Annotated in this window: 13 protein-coding genes; all 13 read right to left on the bottom strand. The window is 69.2% G+C overall.

Annotation, left to right across the window (positions count from 1 at the left end; genetic code table 11):
• Positions 1-17 precede the first annotated feature (17 nt).
• On the bottom strand, positions 18-3575 hold the full coding sequence (gene dnaE / locus ACTJIL_RS08115; protein WP_440755021.1) for a DNA polymerase III subunit alpha: 3558 nt from the start codon (positions 3573-3575) through the stop codon (positions 18-20).
• A 214-nt stretch (positions 3576-3789) separates the two neighbouring features.
• The gene (locus ACTJIL_RS08110; RefSeq protein ID WP_440755020.1) at positions 3790-4446 is read right to left on the bottom strand and encodes a ribonuclease HII; all 657 of its coding nucleotides are present in this window, start codon (positions 4444-4446) and stop codon (positions 3790-3792) included.
• Between the two features lie 149 nt (positions 4447-4595).
• Positions 4596-5876, bottom strand: a complete 1281-nt coding sequence (gene lpxB / locus ACTJIL_RS08105) for a lipid-A-disaccharide synthase (RefSeq protein WP_440755019.1) — start codon at positions 5874-5876, stop codon at positions 4596-4598.
• Between the two features lie 9 nt (positions 5877-5885).
• On the bottom strand, positions 5886-6671 hold the full coding sequence (gene lpxA, locus ACTJIL_RS08100) for an acyl-ACP--UDP-N-acetylglucosamine O-acyltransferase (protein ID WP_440755018.1): 786 nt from the start codon (positions 6669-6671) through the stop codon (positions 5886-5888).
• A gap of 1 nt (position 6672) precedes the next feature.
• Positions 6673-7128 (bottom strand): 3-hydroxyacyl-ACP dehydratase FabZ, encoded by a 456-nt coding sequence (fabZ, locus tag ACTJIL_RS08095; protein ID WP_440755017.1) that lies wholly within the window; start codon positions 7126-7128, stop codon positions 6673-6675.
• Positions 7128-8162, bottom strand: coding sequence for a UDP-3-O-(3-hydroxymyristoyl)glucosamine N-acyltransferase (lpxD, locus tag ACTJIL_RS08090; protein ID WP_440755016.1), 1035 nt, complete (start codon positions 8160-8162; stop codon positions 7128-7130). The genes fabZ and lpxD overlap by 1 nt, the downstream gene beginning before the upstream one ends.
• Before the next feature lie 22 nt (positions 8163-8184).
• A complete protein-coding gene (bamA, locus tag ACTJIL_RS08085) occupies positions 8185-10713 on the bottom strand; it encodes an outer membrane protein assembly factor BamA (protein WP_440755015.1) in 2529 nt (842 codons plus the stop codon).
• A 61-nt stretch (positions 10714-10774) separates the two neighbouring features.
• Entirely contained in the window at positions 10775-12139 is a 1365-nt protein-coding gene (gene rseP / locus ACTJIL_RS08080) for an RIP metalloprotease RseP (protein ID WP_440755014.1), read from the bottom strand.
• A gap of 24 nt (positions 12140-12163) precedes the next feature.
• Positions 12164-13342, bottom strand: a complete 1179-nt coding sequence (locus ACTJIL_RS08075) for a 1-deoxy-D-xylulose-5-phosphate reductoisomerase (RefSeq protein ID WP_440755013.1) — start codon at positions 13340-13342, stop codon at positions 12164-12166.
• Between the two features lies 1 nt (position 13343).
• Positions 13344-14201: a phosphatidate cytidylyltransferase gene (locus tag ACTJIL_RS08070; RefSeq protein WP_440755012.1), complete on the bottom strand. Its 858-nt coding sequence runs from the start codon at positions 14199-14201 to the stop codon at positions 13344-13346.
• The gene (uppS, locus tag ACTJIL_RS08065; RefSeq protein ID WP_440755011.1) at positions 14198-14929 is read right to left on the bottom strand and encodes a polyprenyl diphosphate synthase; all 732 of its coding nucleotides are present in this window, start codon (positions 14927-14929) and stop codon (positions 14198-14200) included. Before uppS ends, ACTJIL_RS08070 begins: the two co-directional genes overlap by 4 nt.
• 31 nt (positions 14930-14960) lie before the next feature.
• Entirely contained in the window at positions 14961-15518 is a 558-nt protein-coding gene (gene frr, locus ACTJIL_RS08060) for a ribosome recycling factor (protein ID WP_440755010.1), read from the bottom strand.
• Between the two features lie 351 nt (positions 15519-15869).
• A complete protein-coding gene (locus tag ACTJIL_RS08055; RefSeq protein ID WP_440755009.1) occupies positions 15870-16778 on the bottom strand; it encodes a cation diffusion facilitator family transporter in 909 nt (302 codons plus the stop codon).
• Positions 16779-16907 lie beyond the last annotated feature (129 nt).

The raw sequence follows: 16907 nt of genomic DNA, 5'->3' as shown, positions 1-16907 counted from the left end.
TCGCCGCGAATCGCGCGTCAGTTGGTCCAGGGCCGGCTGCCCATCGCCACTTTCACCGTGCGCACGCCGGGTTGCGCGCGCAGGTTGCCGGGCAGGTCGGCGTCGACGCGCACGGACTGGCCGCCGTTGAGGTCGAGCGTGCCGGCGGCGCCGTCGGGCAGCAGCAGGTCGAAGCGCAGCGGCGTGCCGCCGGGGCGGTGCAGCGCCAGCAATGCGTCGACGCGATCGAGCACGCCGGGCACGCGCAGGTCCAGGCGCAGGGCGAGGCGTTTCGCGCTTTGCTGGCAGGCCTGCTGGAAGTCCCAGCAGCGCCGCGCGCGCAGCGAGAAGCCACCGCTGAATTCGTCCTCGCGCAGGCCGCCCTCGACGACCAGGATCCGGTCGCGGGTCAGCAACTGCGCGTACTCGAAATACGCCTCGGCGAAGAACGCGCACTCGATGCGCCCGCGCCCGTCCTCGAGCTGCACGAACGCCTGCGAATCGCCGCGCTTGCGCATGCCCGTCACCTGGCCGGCGATGATCGCGGTGGTCTCCGGGCGCCAGCTGCGGCCTTCCTTCTGCGGGCCATTGCCCTGGCCCGCGGCCCACAGCGCGTCGAGCTGGCCGAGGTCGCTGCCGACCAGCGCGACCAGTTCGTCGCGGTAGGGGTCGAGCGGATGGCCGCTGAGATAGTGGCCGAGCGTGTCGCGCTCGCCGGCGAGTTTCTGCGCCAGCGGCCATTCGTTGGCCTCGGGCAGTTCGATGCGGCCCGGCGAGGCCGGCTCGGCGAAGCCGCCGAACAGCGACACCTGCCCGGCCTCGCGCTCGCGTGCCATCTGCTCGGTCGCCTTGAGCACCTCCGGCAGCTGCAGCATCAGCGTGGCCCGGTTGGTGCCGAGGGCGTCGAGTGCGCCCGCGTTGACCAGGGCCTCGAGCGTGCGCCGGTTCAACTTGGTCGTTTCCACGCGCTGGCAGAAGTCGAGCAGGTCCTCGTAGGTGCCGTTCGCGCTGCGTTCGCCGGCGATCGCCTCGCAGGCGCCGCGGCCCACGCCCTTCACCGCGCCCAGGCCGTAACGGATCGTGCTTCCGTCGATCGCCTCGAACATGTAGTTCGACGCGTTGACGTCCGGCGGCAGCACGGTCAGCCCGAGCGCGCGCGCCTCGTCGAGGAACATCACGACCTTGTCGGTGTTGTCCATGTCGGACGACAGCACCGCGGCGAGGAAGTCGGCCGGGTGGTGCGCCTTCAGCCACGCGGTCTGGTAGGACACCAGCGCGTAGGCGGCGGCGTGCGACTTGTTGAAGCCGTAGCCGGCGAACTTTTCCAGCAGGTCGAAGATCGGCCCGGCCACGCGCGGCTCGATGCCGTGGTGCTCGAGCGCGCCGGCCTCGAACTTGGCGCGCTCCTTGGCCATCTCCTCGACTTTCTTCTTGCCCATCGCGCGGCGCAGCAGGTCGGCGCCGCCGAGCGAATAGCCCGCCAGGATCTGCGCGGTCTGCATCACCTGTTCCTGGTACACCACCACGCCGTAGGTGGGTGCCAGCACGGGTTCGAGCAGCGGGTGCGGGTATTGCACCTCGGCGCGGCCGTGCTTGCGCTCGATGAAGTCGGGGATCAGGTCCATCGGTCCCGGGCGGTACAGCGAGACCAGGGCGATCAGGTCGTCGAAGCGGTCGGGCTTGGCGCGCTTGAGCAGTTCGCGCATGCCGCGCGATTCGAACTGGAATACCGCCACGGTGTCGCCGCGGGCGAACAGCTCATAGGTCCTGGCGTCGTCGAGCGGGATCGTTGCGATGTCGAGCAGCGCCGGTTTTTCCGGCTCCCGGCTCCCGGCGCCCGCCGCCCGGTGGTTGATGGCCTTCACCGCCCAGTCGATGATCGTCAGCGTGCGCAGGCCGAGGAAGTCGAACTTCACCAGGCCCACCGCTTCCACGTCGTCCTTGTCGAACTGGGTGACCGGGTTGCGGCCGTGGCCCTCGCCGTCGTGTTCGGCGAACAGCGGGCAGAAATCGCTGAGCGGGGTGGGCGCGATCACCACGCCGCCGGCGTGCTTGCCGGCGTTGCGGGTGAGGTCCTCGAGCTGCAGGGCGAGGTCGAGCAGGTCGCGGACGTCGTCCTCGTCGTTGTAGCGCGCGATCAGCTCGCTGCTGGCGAGTTCGGAATTCTTGCGTGCCGCCTCCGAGCGCCCGAGCGCGTCGTCGAGCGAAATGCCGAGGGTCAGCGGGATCAGCTTGGCGATGCCGTCGACGAAGCCGTACGGGAAGCCCAGCACGCGGCCCGTGTCGCGCACCACCGCCTTCGCCGCCATGGTGCCGTAGGTGATGATCTGGCTGACGCGGTCGCGGCCGTACTTGGCGGCGACGTAGTCGATTACCTCGTCGCGGCGATCCATGCAGAAGTCGATGTCGAAGTCGGGCATCGACACGCGTTCGGGATTGAGGAAGCGCTCGAACAGCAGGTCGTACGGCAGCGGGTCGAGGTCGGTGATGCCCAGCGCCCAGGCCACCAGCGAACCGGCGCCGGAACCGCGGCCGGGCCCGACGGGGATACCGTGGTCCTTCGCCCAGTTGATGAAGTCGGCGACGATCAGGAAGTAGCCCGGGAAGCCCATCTTGATGATGACGTCGAGCTCGGTTTCCAGGCGCGCGGCATAGCTGGCGCGGTCGTGTCCCTCGGCCAGCGGCTGCGTTTCCAGCCGTTTGGCCAGGCCATCGCGCGCCTCGCTGCGGATCCACGAGTCGAGCGTGTGGTCCGACGGCACCGGGAACGCCGGCAGGTAGTAGGTGCCCAGCCGCAGTTCGAGGTTGCAGCGCTGCGCCAGCGCCAGCGCATTGCCGATCGCGTCGGGCGAGTCGTCGAATAGCGCCGCCATCTCGTCGCTGGACTTCAGGTATTGCTGGTTGCCGTAGTCGTGCGGCCGGCGCGGGTCGTCGAGCACGCGCCCGGAGGCGATGCACACGCGCGCCTCGTGCGCATCAAAGCCTTCCGACGCGAGGAAGCGCACGTCGTTGCTGGCTACCACCGGGATGCCGAGCTTGCTCGATGCGTGCAGGGCGAAATCGTTGAACGCATCTTCGCCATCGAGTCCGCAGCGGGTGAGCTCGAGGTGCATGCGGTCGCCAAACTGGCGCTGCAGATCCGTCAGCGCCTGCTCGGCGAGGTCGTGGCGGCCGCCGCCGGCGAGCTGCCCCGGCTGCGCGTGCCGCCCGGCGATGGCGAACAGGCCGCCGTTGTTCGCCGCCAGCCACTGCGGGCGCAGCACCACGCCGTCGTGGCGCTGGCCCTCCATCCACGCCTGCGTCAGCAGTCGCGACAAGGTCAGGTAGCCGGCGTGGTCGCGGCACAGGAGGGTCAGCCGCGAGGGCGCTTCGTCGCCTTCGGCGATGAACACGTCTGCACCGGCGATCGGCTTGATTCCGGCGGCCTCCGCGGCGCGGTAGAACTTGACCAGCGCGAACAGGTTGTTGCGGTCGGTGATCGCCACTGCGGGTTGCCCGAGCGCAACGCAACGCGCGACGAGCTCCGGGATGCGGATCGTCGAGTCGGCGAGCGAATACTCGCTGTGCAGGTGGAGATGGACGAAGCGGGAGGACATCTGTGGGTGGACGCTGCTAGCGGACGCCATCAAGGCGTCTGCTGCGCCCACGAACGCCTGGCCATGGATGGACGGGCCGGTCGAACCGGAGCAGGCTGCGTTGCGCCATGGACGGCATTCATGCGAATGAGAACAGCAGGTTAGGCTGCGGGCCGGGCAGGGACAAGGCTTGACATGGCGTGGCTCGCCCCCGGGCAGTCGCGCGCGCCGGCGTTCAGGCCGGATCGGGAAGCAGCATGCCTTGGGCGCAATCGCGAACCGGAGCGAAGCTGCGCCGGTGCTGCGGGCAGGGGCCATGGCTGCGCAGCGCCGCCAGGTGCGCCGGCGTCGAGTAGCCCTTGTGCAGGTCGAAGCCGTAGTGCGGCCAGGCGTCGTGCAACTCGCGCATGAAGCGGTCGCGCGCGACCTTGGCGAGGATCGACGCGGCCATGATCGAACGGTCGCGCGCGTCGCCGCCGATCCAGGCCTCGGCCGGGCAGGGCAGCGGGCGCGGCAGGTGATTGCCGTCGATGCGGGCCAGGCAGTCCTGGCCGCCCAGCGCCGGCAGCACGCCTTCGAGCGCGCGCTGCATGCCGAGCATCGTGGCCTGGAAGATGTTGACCCGGTCGATCTCATCGACTTCGACGAAGACGATCTTCCATGCCAGCGCGCGTTCGACGATGCGCGGATACAGCGCTTCACGGCGTGCGGCGGTGAGCTGCTTGGAGTCGTCCAGCCCGTTGACCGGCGTGCGCCCGGGTGCGAACACGACGGCCGCGACCACCACCGGACCGGCGAGCGGGCCGCGGCCGGCCTCGTCGACGCCGGCGATGTGCGGCCCGGGCAGGGCAGCGCGGTCAGAGGCGGGGTTGCAGTCGGGTGGCGCGAGCATGGCGCGATTATGCCGCGGGCACGGCACCGGTTTCAGCCGCGCAAGTGAAATGCGGGTGCACTGGCAATCCATGGCACCGGTGCGAGCGGCCATGGCCGCTCCCACAAACGCGCGTGGGCCCGCGCGGCACGGTCCGCAGCGCTGCTGCGTTACCGGGGCGTTGGAGTTGTCGCAGCGGCATGCCCGGCGCGCGGCACGCCCCCGATCAACTCCGCCACCGCATCGGCGGCGCGGGACGAGGCATCCTGCCGCAGTTCCTGGTGGATCTCCCGGTAGCGTGCCTGCAGCGAAGCCACCGAATCCGGATTGCGGAACCAGCCCAGCACGGCCTCGGCGAGCTTGTCGGGCGTGCAGTCGGCCTGCATCAGTTCCGGCGCCAGGTCGGCGCCGGCTAGCACGTTCGGCAATGCGTAGCGATCGACCTTCAACATCCCCAGCCCCTTGACGATCGCGTAGGTGAGCGGGGCGATGCGGTAGCCGACCACCATCGGGCGCTTGGCCAGCATCGCCTCGAGCGTCGCGGTACCCGAAGCGAGCAGCACCACGTCGGCGGCGGCCATGGCCGTGCGTGCGCGGCCGTCGAGGAGACGGAACCGGGCCGCGGACAGGCGTGGGTCGGCGAGCAGGCGCTCGATCGCCTGCCGGCAGGCGGCATTGGCCGCGGGCACCAGCACCTGCAGCGTCGGGATCTCCCGCGCGACGCGGGCGGCGGCTTCGAGGAACGGTTCGCCCAGGCGTGCGATCTCGCCCAGTCGCGAACCGGGCAGCAGCGCCAGCACCGGTGCGTCTGCGGGCAGATCGAGTTCGGCGCGTGCGGCTGCGCAATCGGGATCCAGCGGCATCGTGTCGGCGAGCGGGTGGCCAACGAAACGCGCGTCGACGCCGTGGCGGGCGTAGATCGGCGGCTCCATCGGGAACAGGCACAGCACGCGATCCGCACTCTGGCCGATCTTTTCCGCACGCTTCTCGCGCCAGGCCCAGACCGATGGACTGACGTAGTGCACGGTGCGCACGCCGCGCTGTTTGAGCCACTTCTCGACGCCGAGGTTGAAGTCCGGCGCGTCGATGCCGATGAACGCATCCGGCTTCCAGTCCAGCACCTGCTGGCGGAAACGACGGCGCAGCTTCAACAGCCGCGGCAGGTGCGCCAGGACTTCGGCGAAGCCCATCACCGCCAGTTCCTGCGCGTCGTGCCAGGCCTCGAAGCCGGCCGCGCGCATCGCGTCGCCGCCGATGCCGGCGAACTGCGCGTCCGGGAAACGTGCGCGAAGTTGTTCGATCAGGCCTGCGCCGAGCAGGTCGCCGGACGCCTCGCCGGCGCACAGTGCAAAACGCGGGGAGCCGGGATCGGTGCCTGGCGATTGGGGGTTCGGAACAGCAGCGGCGGTTGTTTCACCGCGATCTCTTTCCGTCGATGGCGAATCACGCACCACGGTTTCTCACCGCGCCAACGGCCGCTCGCCGCGCTCGATGAAATCGAGGAAGTCGCGCACGTCGGTGCTTTCGGCGGCCATCTCCGCGAGCCGTTGCCTGGCATCGGCGAGGCTGCCACCGGCCACGTACACGGCACGGTAGGCGCGCTTGATCGCCGCAATGCGGTCGCCGTCGAAGCCACGTCGCTTCAGGCCCTCGCTGTTGATCCCGCGCGGGCGACCGTAGTCGTCGGACGCGACCAGCAGGTAGGGCGGCACGTCGCCGTTGACCAACGCGCCCATGCCGATGAAGGCGTGCGCGCCGATGCGGCAGAACTGGTGGATGCCGGCGAAGCCGCTCATGATCACCCAGTCGCCGATCTCCACGTGCCCGGCAAGCGTGGAGTTGTTGGAGAACACGCAGTGGCTGCCGATCTGGCAGTCGTGGGCGACATGGGTATAGGCCAGCAGCCAGTTGTCGTCGCCGATCCGGGTCACCCCGCCGCCGCCGCCGGTGCCGCGATTGATGGTAACGAACTCGCGGATCACATTGCCATCGCCGATCACCAGTTCGACGCGTTCGCCGGCGTACTTCTTGTCCTGCGGGTCGCCGCCGATCGCGGCGTGGCCGTGGATGCGGTTGTCGCGGCCGATGCGGGTGGGGCCGTGGATGCTGCAATGCGGGCCGATGCGGGTGCCGTCGCCGATCTCGACGTCGGCGCCGATGATGGTGAAGGCGCCGATCTCGACGTCGCTGCCGATCCGCGCCGACGGATCGACTACCGCGCTGGCGTGGATGGATGCGTCGGCCATGTCAGGTCTGGACCTCGGCGCAGAGGATGTCGGCGCTGGCGACCTGCTGGCCGTCGACGCTGGCGATGCCGCAATACTGGGTCATGTTGCGGATCTCGCGCCTGATCGTCACTTCCAGGTCGAGGCGATCGCCGGGCACCACCATGCGCGAGAACTTGGCGTTGTCGATCTTGACCAGGTAAGACAGCCGTCCTTCGGCACTGGTACCACGGGTGAGCTGGGTCAGGATGCCGCCGGCCTGCGCCAGCGCCTCGATCACCAGCACGCCGGGCATGACCGGCTTGTCGGGGAAGTGGCCCTGGAAAAAGGCCTCGTTGGCGCTGACGTTCTTGTAGCCGAGCACGCGCTTGCCCGATTCGAACTCGACCACGCGGTCGATCAGCAGGAACGGGTAGCGGTGCGGCAACATGCGCCAGATTTCGGCGATGTCGATCGGCATGGTCACGGGTGCGGACATCAATCCTCCTTGTCGCGCGCAGGTTTGCCCTGGGTGTTGACCCTGCGCGCCAGGGTATCGAGTTGCCTGAAGCGCGCGGCGTTCTTGCGCCACTCGCGGTTGGGCATCAACGGGGTGCCGGAAGAATACTCCCCCGGCTCGCGGATCGAGCTGGTAACCAGGCTCATCGCGGTGATCATCACCCGGTCGCAGACTTCGAGATGACCGAGGATGCCGGCGGCGCCGCCGACCAGGCAGTAGCTGCCGATGGTGGCGCTGCCGGCCACCGCCGCGCAGCCGGCCATCGCGGTATGCGCGCCGATGCGCACGTTGTGTCCGATCTGGATCTGGTTGTCGAGGCGCACGTCCTCGCCAAGCACAGTGTCCTCGATCGCACCGCGGTCGATGGTGGTGTTGGCGCCGATCTCGCAGTCGTCGCCGACCACCACGCCGCCCTGCTGCGGCACCTTGATCCAGTGGCCGGCGTCCATCGCCAGGCCAAAGCCGTCGGCGCCGAGCACCGCGCCGGGGTGGATCAGCACGCGCTGGCCCAGGCGCACGCGGCGCACCAGGGTCACGCGCGCGACCAGCACGCTGCCCTCGCCGACCACGCAATCGTCGCCGATCACGCAGCCCGGGCCGATCACCGCGCCGGCGGCGATGCGCGAACGCGCACCGATGCTGGTGAACGGGCCGACCTGCGCCTGCGGGTCGATCCGGGCGCTGGCGTCGACCACGGCGCTGGCATGGATGCCCGGCTGCAGCGGCGGTGGCGGATCGAAAAGCGCCGCGATCTTCGCGAACGCGACGTAGGGGTCGGCGGCGATCAGCGCCGTGCCGTCATGGCCTTCGGCGTCGGCCGCGCGCATGACCACGGCCGATGCCGCCGAGTCGGCCAGCTGGCTGCGATAGCGCGGGTTGGCCAGGAACGCGAGCTGGCCCGCGCCGGCAAGGGCGAGCGTGGCCACGGAGGAAATCCGGGTGTCGCCTTCGCCGTGCAGTTCGAGCCCGAAGCGCGCGGCGATCTCGGCCACCGAGTAGGACGGGCCGGTCATGGGCAGTAGCCCCCGCGCGGCGCTAGAACGCGCCGCCGAAGGTGAACTGCAGGCGCTCGAGCTCGTCGTCGTCGCCCTTGCGCAGCGGGAAGGCGTAGCTGATCGAGATCGGGCCCACCGGCGCGCGCCACATCAACGCAACGCCCGTGGAGACGCGCATCTCGCTGGCTTCCACGCTGTCGACGTTCTTGAACACGTTGCCGAAGTCGACGAACGCGGAAATGCGCGCCGCCGGGCTGTCGAACAGGGTGGGGAAGAACATTTCCAGCGAACCGACCGTCTTCACCGCGCCGCCCAGGGGCTGCAGGTAGGTGCTGCCGGACGCCGCTTCGCGCGGGCCGAGGGTGTTGTCGCGGAAGCCGCGCACCGAGCGCGCGCCGCCGGCGTAGAAGTTCTCGAAGAATGGCAGGCCGGTGGCGACCAGGGTCTTGTCGTAGGTCGAACCCGGCGCGCAGTCGGCCTGCGCGGCTGCCATGTTCACGCCGTCGGCGGACGGGACGGGCGGCTGGCCCGGATTGGTCTGGCAGAACACGCGCACCGCGTCGGAGCCGTAGCTGTCGCCATAGCCCAGGTCGATGCGGGTGTTGAGCACCAGCGCCCGCGAGATCGGCCAGTACTTCGAGAACTCGTAGTTGAGCTTGTAGAACTGCACCGTCGAGCCGGGCAGCGTGGTTTCCAGCGATACGCGTTGCAGCGTGCCGCGGGTCGGCTGCAGGTAGTCGTTGCGGGTATCGCGCGCCCACGCCAGCTCGCTGCGCCAGGAGTGGAACGTCCGGGTGTCCAGCGCGTCGATGTAGTCGACGATGCTGTCCGGGGTCGAACCGCGGAAGGTGTTGATCTGGTTGCGGTCGATGCCGATCACCGCGCTGACGGTGTCCGATTCGGTGATCGGGATGCCGAGCACCATCTGCCCGGCGGCGCTGGTCGACGAGTACTGCGCGGTGTTGAACTCGGAGTTATCGAACTCGCGCCACCACAGGTTGTAGCCCAGCGACAGGCCGCCGTCGGTGAAGTAGGGGTTGAGGAACGAGAACGAGTAGCGCTGCAGGTAGACGTTGCGCTGGGCTTCCACCGAGACCCGGTTGCCGCTGCCGAGGAAGTTGTTCTGCGACAGCTGGATCGAGGTGGTGACGCCGGAGAGCTGTGAATAGCCCAGGCCGAAGACGAAGCTGCCGGACGTGGTTTCCTTGACGTTGAAGACCACGTCGACCTGATCGGCGGTGCCCGCGACCGGTTCGGTCTGGACATCGACGCTGCCCGGCTCGAAGAAGCCCAGGCGCTGCAGGCGCACCTTGGAGCGGTCGATCGCGACCTGCGAGTACCAGGCGCCTTCGAACTGGCGCATCTCGCGGCGCATGACCTCGTCGGAGGTGCGGGTGTTGCCCTTGAAGACGATGCGGCGCACGTTGACGCGCGGGCCGGGCACCACCTGCAGCTTGATCGCGACGGTGCGGTTCTCGCGGTCGATGTCGGGGATCGGGTTCACCTGCGCGAAGGCGTAGCCGATGTTGCCCAGGGTGGCGACGATTGCGTTGGACGTGATTTCGAGCAACGCGCGGGAGAAGGTCTGGCCCTCCTTGACCATCACCATGCGCTCGATGCTTTCCTTCGGCAGCACGGTGTCGCCGGTGACCTCCACCGTGGACACCTTGTAGATGTCGCCCTCGGTGAGGCCCATGGTCAGGAACATGTCGCTCTTGTCGGGGCTGATCGCGACCTGGGTGCTGTCGACGCTGAAATCGACGTAGCCGCGGTCGAGGTAGTAGTTGTTGAGCTTCTCCAGGTCGCCGGACAGCTTCTCGCGCGAGTACTGGTCGTCGCGCCGGTACCAGCTCAGCCAGTTGCTCTCGGCCGATTCCCACGAATCGGTGAGGTCTTCCTGTTCGAACTTCTCGTTGCCGATCAGGTTGATGTGGCGGATCTTGGCCGCCTTGCCTTCCTTGATCGCCAGGGTGACGTCGACGCGGTTGCGGTCGAGCTTGGTGACCGTGGGGGCGATCTCGACGTTGTACTTGCCGCGGTTGTTGTACTGCTTGGTGAGCTCCTGGGTGACCCGGTCCAGGCTGAGGCGGTCGAAGGTCTGGCCCTCGGACAGGCCGATGTCGGACAGGCCCTTGAGCAGTTCCTCGCTCTTGATGTCCTTGTTGCCGGTGACGGTGAGCTTGTTGATCGCCGGGCGCTCGACCACGGTGATCACCAGGATGTCGCCCTGGCGCCCCATCCGCACGTCTTCGAAGAAGCCGGTCTTGTACAGCGCGCGGATCGCCTGCGCGATGCGCGACTGGTCGATGTTGTCGCCGCGCTCGATCGGCAGGTAGGTGAAGACGGTGCCTGCGCCGATGCGCTGCAGGCCGTCGACGCGGATGTCACTGACGGTGAAGCTGCTGTCTGGCCTGGACGCCGGTGCGAGGTCGCTGGTGGGGGGGGCGGGCGGGGGCGCGATACCGAAGGCGGCCTGCGGATCGACCGCCTGCTGGGCCCAGGCGGCAGGCGCGGTGACGGCCGTGGCGAGGGCAAGGACAAGCAGGCGGCGGGTAGGGGTACGCGTCATCAAATCGGATCCAGGTGGGGGTCGGCGCCCCGCGAAAGCAGGGCAAGGCCGGGTTGGACAGCTACCGCACGAAGTTGTTCAGGATGTCGTTGTAGAACGCCAGACCCATGAGTCCTGCCAGCAGGGCGAGGCCGACATACTGCCCTGCGGCCATCGCACGCTCGCTTAACGGGCTGCCCTTGACCAACTCGATAAGGTAATACAACAGGTGACCCCCGTCCAAGAGCGGGATCGGCAGCAGGTTGAGGATGCCGAGGCTCAGCGACAGCAGCGCGAGGATGGTCAGGTACCAGGCGACGCCCTGCTGGGCGTAGGCATTCGCCGCGCGGGCGATGGTGATCGGCCCGGCCACCGAGTTTTGCACCGAAACGCGGCCGGAGAACACGCGGCCGACCATTTCGAACAGCTGCACGGTCTGGTAGCGCATCTCGCGCAGGGCGGCCGGAACTGCCGCCAGCGGGCCGTAATGCTCGACCGCATCCTTCGGCGGCAGCTCGCTGCGCCGGACCGGTTCGATGCCGAGCATCCAGAAGTCGCCGCGACCGGCTTCCGACGCCAGCCGGGGCGTGATCGGCAGGGCCAGGCGCTGGCCTTCGCGCTCGACCTCGACCATCGCCTCCCCGCCCTGGCGGCCGAGGGCCTGGATCATCGGGCCGATGTCGTCGAAGGCGCGCACCGGCTCGCCGTCAATGGCGGTGATGCGGTCGTTTTCGGCCAGCATGCCCCAGGCCGGGGTGTCGGGCCGAACCTTGCCCACCACCGGCGGCAGCAGCGCCTGGCGCGCGGTCAGGCCGATGCCCGGCAGCACGCTGCGCTCGTCCAGGCCCTCGGGCAGGGCGGACAGCTTCAGGTCGCGGACGCGTTCATGGCCGCCGGCATCGCGCACGCGCACGACCACGTCCTGGCGGTCCAGCGCGTGCGGCAGCAATGCCATCTGCACGCCATCCCAGGTCTGGGTGACGCGTTCGCCGACCGCCAGCACGGTGTCGTCGCGCTGCAGGCCGGCGGCCGCGGCAATGCCGTCGACATGGCCGATCACCGGTGCGTAGCCGGGGCGGCCGACCACGAACATCGCCCACAGCAGCAGCACGCACAGCAGCAGGTTGGCGGCCGGGCCGGCGACGACGATCGCGATCCGGCGCCAGACCGACTTGCGGTTGAACGCCTGGTCGAGTTCCGCCGGGTCGACATCAGCCTCGCGTTCGTCGAGCATCTTGACGTAGCCGCCCAGCGGGATCGCGGCGATCACGTATTCGGTGCCGTCGCGGCCGCGGCGCGACCACAGCGGCCTGCCGAAGCCGACCGAGAAGCGCAGCACCTTGACCCCGTTGCGGCGCGCGACCCAGTAGTGGCCGAACTCGTGGAAGGTCACCAGCAGGCCCAGGCTGATGACGAACCACCACAGGGATCCAACAAGGGTGCTCATGCGGGTGGGCTCATGCGGGCTGGGTCATGTGGCAGTGATGCGGGAAGACAGCTGGGTGGCGCACTCGCGGGCGCGGATGTCCGCGTCGCGCAGCGCGTCGAGCGAAGCCGCCGGCGCCGCCGGCAGCGCCGCAAGCGTCTGTTCGACGAGCGCCGGAATGGACAGGAAACCGATCCGTCCCTGAAGAAACGATGAAACCGCGACTTCATTGGCGGCGTTGAGGGTCGCCGGCGCGGTCCCGCCGGCTTCCAGCGCCGCATACGCCAGGCGCAGGCAGGGGAAGGCGACGGTGTCCGGTGGCTCGAAGTCCAGCCGCCCGTGCGCCAGCAGGTCGAGCCCCGCGACCCCGGACTCGATCCGCCGCGGCCAGCCGAAGCCCACCGCCAGCGCGGTGCGCATGTCCGGCAGGCCCAGCTGGGCCAGGGTCGAGCCGTCGATGAACTCCACCAGCGAATGCACCAGGCTCTGCGGGTGCACCAGCACGTCGATGCGCTCGCCCGGCAGGCCGAACAGGTGGTGGGCCTCGATGACTTCCAGGCCCTTGTTCATCAGCGTGGCCGAATCGACCGAGATCTTCGGCCCCATCGACCACTTGGGATGCGCGATCGCCTGGGCCGGGGTGACGTCGGCCAACTGCGTGCGGTCGTGGCCGCGGAACGGGCCGCCGGAAGCGGTCAGCACGATGCGGCGCAGGTCGGCGGTGGCTTCCGCCGGCAAACACTGGAAGATCGCGTTGTGCTCGCTGTCGATCGGGACGATGCAGGCGCCGCCGTCGCGGGCGGCCGCCATCAGCAGTTCGCCGGCCAGCACCAGCGATTCCTTGTTGGCCAGCAGCAGGCGCTTGCCCGCGCGCGCCGCGGCCAGGGTCGAATCCAGCCCGGCCGCGCCGACGATGGCCGCGACCACGGTCTGGCAGGCGTCGCCAGCGGCGAGGTCGGTGATGGCGTCCATGCCGGCGTGGGCCTGCGTGGGCAGGCCGGCGGCGGCGAGGCCGTCGCGCAGCGCCGGATAGCCGTCCGGATCGGCGATGGCGGCGTGATCGGGGCGGTGCGCGCGGCACAGCGCGAGCAGCGCATCGACGTTGCGGCCGGCGGCCAGCACCGAGGCGCGCAGGCGGCCCGGGTGGCGGGCGATCACGTCCAGCGCTGACGTGCCGATCGAACCGGTGGCTCCGAGGACGGTGACGGATTGCAGGCTGGGCATGTCAGAAGCCCAACAGTTCCTTGCCGAGCAGGAACACCGGCAAAGCCGCGAGCACGCCGTCGAGACGGTCGAGCACGCCGCCGTGCCCGGGGATCACGTTGCCCGAATCCTTGGCGCCGACGTGGCGCTTGAGCAGGCTCTCGAACAGGTCGCCGACCACCGAGAACAGCACGGTCGCCACCGCGACCAGCGCCACCGCCGGCAGTTGGGCTGTCGCGGCGCCGGCCAGCCAGCCGAACAGCAGGCCGGTGGCGACGCCGGCGACCAGGCCGCCCAGCAGGCCTTCGACCGTCTTGTTGGGGCTGATCCGCGGCGCCAGCTTGCGGCCCTTGAACAGCTTGCCGCCGAAGCGGCGGCCGGCGAAATAGGCACCGGAATCGGCGGCCCAGACAATTGCCAGCGCGGTCAGCAGCCAGCGGTGGCCCATCGGCGGGTCGGCCTGCACGGGCTGGTCGCCGTGGATCAGCACCAGCGCGCACCACGCCGCCAGCGTCGCCAGCGTGCCCGCGGCGATCTTGAACGCGCGGGCATGGGTGTCGTGGTCGGACGCGAAACCGTAGAAGCGCAGCCACAGCAGCGCCAGCAGCCACCAGCCGACGCCGAGCACCGCGATGATCTGCAGCAGCACGAACGATCCCTGTGCCGCCCACACCATCAGCACCATCAGCAGCAGGTTCAGCAGCAGCAGGATGGTGCGATGCAGGGTGTCGTCGACCTCGGCCAGTTTCAACCATTCCCACAGCCCGGTCAGGAACACCACCGCCGCGAGCGCCGCCATCCACGGCGTGGGCAGGAACAGGATCGCCAGGATCGCCAGCGGTGCCATCAGCAGGGCGGCGATCACTCGGGTGCGGGTCATTCTGACGTCTCCAGTGCGGCGGCCTGTTCGCCGGTCAGGCCGAAGCGGCGCTCGCGCCGGGCGAAATCGTCGAGCGCGCGTGCAAGGGTGGCGGCGTCGAGCTCCGGCCACAGGGTATCGGTGAACCACAGCTCGGTATAGGCGAGCTGCCACAACAGGAAATTGCTGATCCGCATGTCGCCGCCGGTGCGGATGAACAGGTCCGGCGGCGGCAGATCGGCCAGGGCCACGCGCGACGCGAAGGCGGCCTCGTCGATGTCCTCGGGCTTCAGCCGGCCTTCGGCGACGTCGCGCGCCAGCGCCCGCGCGGCGGCGGCGATGTCCTGGCGGCCGCCGTAGCTGGCGGCGATGTTGAGCGCCAGGCGCGTGTTGCCCGCGGTCTGCGCCTCGGCGGCCTGCATGCGCTCGCGGATCTGCGCGTTGAAGCGCTCGCGCTCGCCGATGAAACGCACGCGCACGCCGCGGCGGTGCAGTTCGACCACCTCGCGTTCGAGCGCATTGAGGAACAGCTTCATGAGTGCGCCGACTTCCTCCTCCGGCCGACCCCAGTTCTCGCTGGAGAAGGCGAACAGGGTCAGCGCCGCGATGCCGCGCTCAAGGCAGAAATCGATGCACAGGTTGACCGCGCGCGCGCCGGCGCGGTGGCCGATGATGCGCGGCCGCCTGCGCCGCGCCGCCCAGCGGCCGTTGCCGTCCATGATGACGGCGAGGTGGCGGGGGGTGGTCATGGGGAGGCCGGGAATCCCGAATCCCGGGTCCTCATACCGCCATCAATTCCTGTTCCTTGGCCTTGACCACGTCGTCGACGTCCTTGATGCCCTTGTCGGTGAGCTTCTGGATCTCGTCGCCGCCGCGGCGCTCGTCGTCCTCGGAAATGAGCTTTTCCTTGAGCAGGTCCTTGACCTGCTGGATCGCGTCGCGGCGGATGTTGCGGATCGCGATCTTGGCGTTCTCGCCCTCGTTGTGGACCAGTTTGCTCAGTTCCCTGCGGCGCTCCTCGGTGAGGGCGGGCAGGTTGATGCGGATGACAGTGCCGGCGGTGGTCGGGTTCAGGCCGAGGTCGGAAGCCAGGATGGCCTTCTCGACCGGGCCGACCATCTGCTTCTCCCACGGCGTGATGACCAGCGAGCGCGCATCGGCGACGGCGACGCTGGCCACCTGGGTCAGTGGCATGTCCGAGCCGTAGTAATTGACCTTCAGGTGGTCGACCAGGGCGGTGGACGCGCGGCCGGTGCGGACCTTGGTCAGGTCGTGGCGCAGCGCCTCCACGCTCTTGTGCATGCGGGTCTGCGCATCCTTCTTGATGTCGTCGATCATGGCCGGCTCCGGGTCGATTGCTTAATCGCGGGATTATAAGGGGTGAAGCGGCGCGCCCACGAACCATTGGTTCGTGCGCTGCTGGGCGCCCGGCCAAGGAGGGCCGGGAGGGGCGATCAGGGGCCAACGTTGTTGCGCCATGGATGGCGGCAACGAAATTCCGATTCGCAGCGTGGCGAACCCTCGCCTCCTATCCTTGGTTCCCGCGCATTCCGGCAATTTGTCGGAGAAGCTCTTGCAGGAGCGGCTTCAGCCGCGAGCTTTCAGGCATATCCCCGGACAAAGGCAAGAACTCGCGGCTGAAGCCGCTCCTGCAAAAGCCACCGCGCGGAGACAGGCGGGTGGGCGCTCTCAATGACGATGCCCAGCCTCCGCATGCACACCTTGCCCACACGCTCCGCCGCGCTCGATCTGCAGGGTCGGGTGCTGGATGCCGAAGCGCTGGTCGAGTTCGTGCACGACACCGGCGAGGAATGCATCGTGGTCGTCGCCTTCTTCCCGGACCAGGTGCGCGGTCATCGCGATCTCGTCCGACCCCAGCGCCCAGATGTGCAGGTGATGAACCGCCGCCACCCCCGGCTGTCCGGCAAGGAAGGCCTGCACCGCGGCCCGGTCGATGCTGTCGGGCACCGCGTCCATCGTCGCGTTGAAACTGTCGCGCAGCAGGGCGAAGGCGCCGATGGCGACCACCGCGCCGACCAGCAGCGCGGTCACCGGGTCGAGCCAGGACCAGCCCAGCCACAACATGCCCATGCCGGCCAGCACCGCGGCAAGCGACACCGCGGCATCGGCCACCAGGTGCAGGAAGGCGCCGCGGCGGTTGAGGTCGTTGGCGTGGCCGTCGCGCACGAACCAGGCCGCGCCGAGGTTGACGGCGATGCCGATCGCCGCGACCACGATCACCGGCATTCCCGGGATCTGCGGCGGTGCGCCGAGCCGACGCAGCGCCTCCCAGGTCAGCGCGCCGGAAAAGGCGATCAGCAGGGTGGCATTGGCCAGCGGCGACAGCAGCGTCGCGCGCCGCCAGCCATAGGTGTGGCGTTCGGTGGGCCGGCGTTTGGCCAGCGCCGCCGCCCCCCAGGCCAGGCCGAGCCCGAGCACGTCGCCGAAGTTGTGCAGCGCATCCGACAGCAGCGCCAGCGAGTCGGTGGCGAAGCCATAGCCGGCTTCCAGCGCCGTGTACGCGAGATTGATCAGCGTGATCGCCGCGAACGCGCGCGTCGAGGAGCCATGGGCATGCGAATGGGAGTGGCCGTGCATGGGGCGGCATGCTGCCATCGGGCGCGGGCGGACACTATTTCAGCCGATGTCCCAGCCGCGGCTGTCGGTGCTGTAGGAGCGGCTTCAGCCGCGAGCTCTTCGCGCCATCACCCTCAAAGCTCGCGGCTG

The organism is Luteimonas sp. 22616 (assembly GCF_052044325.1).
GTDB lineage: Bacteria > Pseudomonadota > Gammaproteobacteria > Xanthomonadales > Xanthomonadaceae > Luteimonas.
This window is presented reverse-complemented; position numbering and strand designations above follow the sequence as displayed.